This window comes from Natronococcus jeotgali DSM 18795 (assembly GCF_000337695.1).
Classification (GTDB): Archaea; Halobacteriota; Halobacteria; order Halobacteriales; family Natrialbaceae; genus Natronococcus; species Natronococcus jeotgali.
The window spans coordinates 1-5,578 of record NZ_AOIA01000108.1; the positions used below are offsets into that span (position 1 = coordinate 1).

The following is a 5,578-nucleotide window of genomic DNA, read 5'->3' on the forward strand; positions in this document are numbered from 1 at the left end:
ACACGTTCGCGTGGGATCCCAGCGTCTTCGAGGGTCGCTAGGACTTCCCCTTCATCGCGCAATGATTTGTACGTTCGACTGGTCCGTTGGACAGATCCGAATTGGGCGTGAATGGGCTGATCATGGTGAACTCGCTCGAGCAAGACATCAGCAACATCTTGGCGGAGGTCATCGGCATTCCGCTGGACGTCAGATAACAGCGTATAGAGGTTCACTAGTGTGGACGTCTCCTGTCCACTGAGATCGGTTACATCGTGGCGCTCGAGTGCATCAGTAAGGAGGAGTGCGTCAGCATAGATGGCAAGGTCGGGTTCTGTTCGTTCAGTCTCTGTTTCGGTTTCTGGAGCCTGGACGAGCTGGGACGGACCCGGGTTCTCACTCTCTCGGATCAGCCCCTCGCGTTCATCAATCTCGAATCGGGGATGGAGACTCAAGACTGCTGCATAGGGTTCGGCGTCGGGGGGTAATCGTTCAAGGTCAAATGTGTCGACTGCATCGCCAATTCGGCGTGCAAGCGTCTCAAACTGGTCACGCTGGAGTGGTCGCTTCTCCTCAGTGTCCGAGAACTCGATGACGATCCGATGCTCCTGAACATCTATGAGTTGAAACGACTTCTTCGATAAGGGCGTTACTAGTGTCGCCTCATCCCCTAACGCCTCACACTCCTCGAGCAGATTACTCCAGGTCGACTGGAACGGCATTAGTCATGGATGGAGTCCCAACACCGAAAATCCTGTCCCACATAGAGTATATTTGTTTCTTCCAATGGTACAGGAAGGATTCTATAACAAATTCTGTCGGCTAAAAGATCCCACCATTATATAGTCAAGATGACGTCAGTATGGTGTCTTTCAGTAGTCAGTATAACGTCACCTCGATATCAAGACACAGTCACATTGAACGGGACAAATTTAGATATTGAGATCGCGAAACGGGCTGCCATCCGGCTCATCATCGTCGTCGTCTTCTTTCTCGTTCTCGAGAGAGGCAGCTTCTTCGACCACGTTCTCGGAATCGGGTTCTGATGTTGACGACCCTGGTACCGGCGGTTCGGGCGCCGGGGGGTCAGGTGCTGGCTCGGGATCGTGATCAACCAGCGGTTCGGTTGTCGGCTGATGATCGGTCTTCGGTTCGGGACCAGCGCCATCTGTGCCTGTTGAGCCGTCGAGTGTGCTACTGGTTCCGTCTGAGGGCTTGCCGAACCAGCCCGTGATCGGAATGACATCTTCGGTCTCGCTGTCGAACATGAGCAGCTCGGGATCACCCTCAAGGTCGCGATCGTCGTTCGGCACGATGGCGATCCGGAATGCCTCGGGCACAGGGACCGAGTCCTGACCGTGTTCTCGGAACATCGCTTCGGGGATCACAGGTTCGTAGATGTGCGTCCAGTCGTCCGCAAGTGGAGCCTTCGCGGCGTACCGCCGTTTCACTTCATCATCACTCTCGACGACGTAGTTGCCGTCCTCGGGGTCGTAGTGGACGGTCGAAGGGGCGTCAGTCGGCTCACGCTCGCGGTAGTCCTTGGGGCCGTCAAAGCGTAGGTAGACCTCGCCGTCGGCACGATCGCGACAGACGACCGAACCACCCTCGAGCTCCACCCACTCCGTCGAGACGTCGCCAGGGACGACAGCGAGTTTATCGATCCCGGTTCTGTCACGGGCCATCTCGAGCTTCCCCCGGGTGTAGAACTTCCGCGTAGCGTCCGTCGGCGTTCGCGTCGACACGAACCGATCACTGTCGTCGGTGCCGAAGATCGCCGCGAGGCGCTCGGCGTTGTTCGTCAATCCGTCGTCACCGCCGTCACCGACGACGAAGAGCAACTGCTCGGGGTCCGGCGCCTTCGCTGCGTTCTTGATCGGGCCGCCGGGCTTCGAGAGCCCCTTCGATTCGGCTTCGATATACAGCGTGTCCGCCCCCGAGAGCTCNAGGATCTCTGGGTAGTCGTCCTCCAGGCGCGTTTCGACGATCGTCTCGCGCTCCGATTCGGAGAGGTCGCCGTCCGGGATCACCGTAGGTGGGAGTTCGCCGACGGCGTCCGGGAGTTCGTCACCGTCCTGCGTTGGGAGCTGCATATCATAGCCCAGGCGCGTCCCCCACTCGTAGACCTCGCGCAGAAGGTGGCGATGCTGGCTCTTTCCACCGGAGCCACCGGAGCCCGTCTCGAGACCGATCTCGCCACGGCCCTCCGGCGTAACCGACACCAGGATTCCGTCGCTGGTACTCTGCTGGTTGATCGCGCCGACGGAGTGGAGGCGCTCGATAGTATTCGATGCCTGCGAGTACTCGAGACCAGTGGCGTCCGTCACCACTTGCTCGGCCGTCTGGACATCGATACAGTCGCCATCGGCGCGGATCGTCTCGTCGTAGATCGCTTTGAGTGCCGTCCGCGAGGTTTCGATGTCATCGACGCTCATCGGCTCNCGCCATCGGCGCGGATCGTCTCGTCGTAGATCGCTTTGAGTGCCGTCCGCGAGGTTTCGATGTCATCGACGCTCATCGGCTCGTCGACATCAGCTTCCGTGTTCTCGAGACCCGCCACATCTGCCGCTCGCGACTGGTTGGTATCTGCGAAGAAGAGTCCATCGAGGATTGCACGTCCCGACTGGCGCTCGATACCGTACTTTTCGATAGACTGCTGGATCAATTCGTACGCCTCTTCGATCGAGTGGAGNAACGAGTCGTCCTCGTGGTGGAGTTTCGTCTGGGCGTGGTAGTCCGGGATCTGCGTCATATCCTCCGGGTCCGCACCCCCGAATCGTTTGGCGAGGATCGCCGCCTCATCTGGGTGGACGGGGTTCAACGAAACCAGCGTGTTACAGTTCGAGAGGATCGCCTCCCGCGCATCTTCGTCGTCGATCTGGCGGAGGTTCTGGGTCGCCAGGAGTAGCCCCAGTTTCTTCGAGCGCGCCTTCGAGAGCATCTTCTCCGTTTTAGACGCTTCGGAGAGGACGTCGTCNTTCTGGGTCGCCAGGAGTAGCCCCAGTTTCTTCGAGCGCGCCTTCGAGAGCATCTTCTCCGTTTTAGACGCTTCGGAGAGGACGTCGTCGCACTCGTCGATCATCAGAAAGTACGGGTTGTATTCGCCACCGACTGTATCGGCGCCTGCGAGCTGGCGGATCTTTCGCTCAGACGGGTTGACGCGGTCGTTCACACACGTCCAGATGCGNGTATTCGCCACCGACTGTATCGGCGCCTGCGAGCTGGCGGATCTTTCGCTCAGACGGGTTGACGCGGTCGTTCACACACGTCCAGATGCGACGCATAACTGCCGTCGAGACCATCTGTTTCGCTTCTGGCGTGAGGTCGTTGTTACAGATAATGATCTTCCCCTCGTTAACCGCCTCGGCAATCGAGACGTTCGCGTCCCGTTGGGCGATAATCTGACGAGTGATCGGATTCTCCACCCAATCTTTGAGTCGCCCGACGAGTGCATCGAGATCCTGGTTCGAGAGCTCGTCCGCGATCTGTCTCGCATAGGGCTCGAGGAACATCATGTCGTCATCGTCGGTGTCCATCACCATNAGATCCTGGTTCGAGAGCTCGTCCGCGATCTGTCTCGCATAGGGCTCGAGGAACATCATGTCGTCATCGTCGGTGTCCATCACCATATCTGCGAACTCCGTTCGATTCTCTTCCTCGAGTAGGGCGTAATAGAGTTCAATCGGCGTAAACTCGTAGCCGTCGCGAACCATCGTCCGGACCATCGTCTTCATGACACGATCCATCCGGTTGCCCCAGAACTCCCCAGCCTTCAGGAGTTGCTTGAAGTCGTCGACGATCCCCTCAACCTCGCGGTCGAATCCATCCTCGCCGTGATCGTGATACGTCTCGAAGAGGTTGAACCCGACCGTCTTATCGAGGAAGTCATCACCAGGGGCGAGATAGATAACGTCATCCCAGCGGTGCTTCGGGACCTTCCGGAGTAGATTGTAGATATCGTCACCCTTCGGATCGATGACTGTGACGCCGTGGCCGGCGTACATCAGGGCCACCGCGTCGTTGTACATTTTCGTCGTCTTCCCTGTCCCAGTAGAGCCACCGTAGAAGACGTGCCGGAACAGGCGGTCGAACTCGATCGGCACCTCGCGCCCGGAGTTCTCCGAGACGCCGAGCCATAGCGGTTGTTCAGGAACGGCCTGGGCGTTCTCGATCATCGCCCGCGGCCACGCACCCGCGTACGTCTCGACTTCCTCTTCGACGGGGTCGTAACGCTCGATCGCCCACTCTTTGTCATTCACCAAGACCGGCTCCGTAGGATCGTCTTCGCCTTCAATTCGTGCACCAAACTTCTCGAAGTCGTCCGATTCGTCGTCTCCGAACACACTCATGCTTTCACCATCTCGCTATCCGCATCCGTCTCCTGTTGCTCTCGGTCCTGTTTCTCTCCCGGTGTCCAGTCGCCGTATTCCTCCGGGTCGACCCATGTCGACGGAATATCGTNCCGCCACTGGTCGCCATCTCCGTCGAGTTCGAATGAGCGAACGTCCTTCTCCCACGAGACGTCGTCAGGTTCATGATAGTCGGTAAATCGGGGTGCGTTTGCCGGGACGTCCCCGGCGTGCGACGTCAGCGACCACTTGACATCCTGAGTATTGATATCGTTATTCGGGATGTGCATCAGCCCGGCAGCACCACGAACGCCCATCACGAGTTTCCGATCCGCGCGGGTGCGCCCGTAGGCGCGCTCGAGTTCCCGAATCAGATTCTTGTCGTACAGCGGGACGACCTCGAAGCCCTGCTCGGTCTTACTTTCATAGTAGGCGTCGAACTGTTGGGCCGTCTCCGCGACGCGCTGGATCGCCATCTGCGGGTCGTCCGAGACACCAACGATGCGGAGGTTTAGCCGGAAGCCCTTCTCGCCACGCTGCTCCCGGACCGTGTTCGCGGCCTGTTTGTCCTTATTCGATGGGTCGCGATCCTCGCCAACGACCTCGAACTTGTTGGGAAATAGCTCCTTCTTTAGTGCGTGTTTGAACCCTTCGTCCCGTCGAGGATTCTTGAGTTCGTCAGCGATATCGTCGATCGACGGTGAGAGGAGGCCGCCCTTCCACCAGTCATTCGAGACGGATTCGAAAATAGTCTGGACCGCCAGATCGGTATTAATATCGGTCTCGCGCTCGCCGACCATCTCTGCCGCAATCGACCCGTAAGGATCGTTCTCGAAGCCCTCGATATCCATGTGCCGAATCGGGTAGAGGTGGCGGCCGTCCTCGCGCTTTCGGAGACGGAGATAGGCCCCGGCGACATACCGACCCTCCTCGAGCGGTAGCAGGGTAGGCTGGTCGTGCTCGGAGACGTCGATATGGGCGTCCGGATAGAACCGGTCGAGCTGGCGTTGCATCTGGTTCTGGGCCGCCTTCGTTGCCATCACCCACTGAAAACCGACGAGCCCGTTCACATACTGAAGTTCGAACGAGTGGGGACCGGCACTCGGGTTGTGGACGGCCGTCAGCAGGTCGATCGCGTCCTTCGGCCCGCCGCCATCCTTACTCGGCTGGACGGAGATTGACTTCCGTTCTGGGAGTTCGCTGTAGAGGCGCTCGCCGAGTTCCGGCGTAACCTCAAGGGCGTCGTAGGC

At 58.8% G+C, this 5,578-nt stretch carries 2 protein-coding genes; both read right to left on the minus strand.

Going from position 1 to position 5,578, the window contains the following annotated elements; all coding sequences use genetic code 11:
- Positions 1 to 701: hypothetical protein (locus tag C492_RS10970; protein ID WP_008423486.1), on the minus strand; the 701-nt coding region annotated here is incomplete at its 3' end.
- Between the two features lie 1,709 nt (positions 702 to 2,410).
- Complete coding sequence (locus C492_RS10980; RefSeq protein WP_449289507.1) at positions 2,411 to 3,061, minus strand: TraM recognition domain-containing protein; 651 nt, start codon at positions 3,059 to 3,061, stop codon at positions 2,411 to 2,413.
- Positions 3,062 to 5,578: the final 2,517 nt, after the last annotated feature.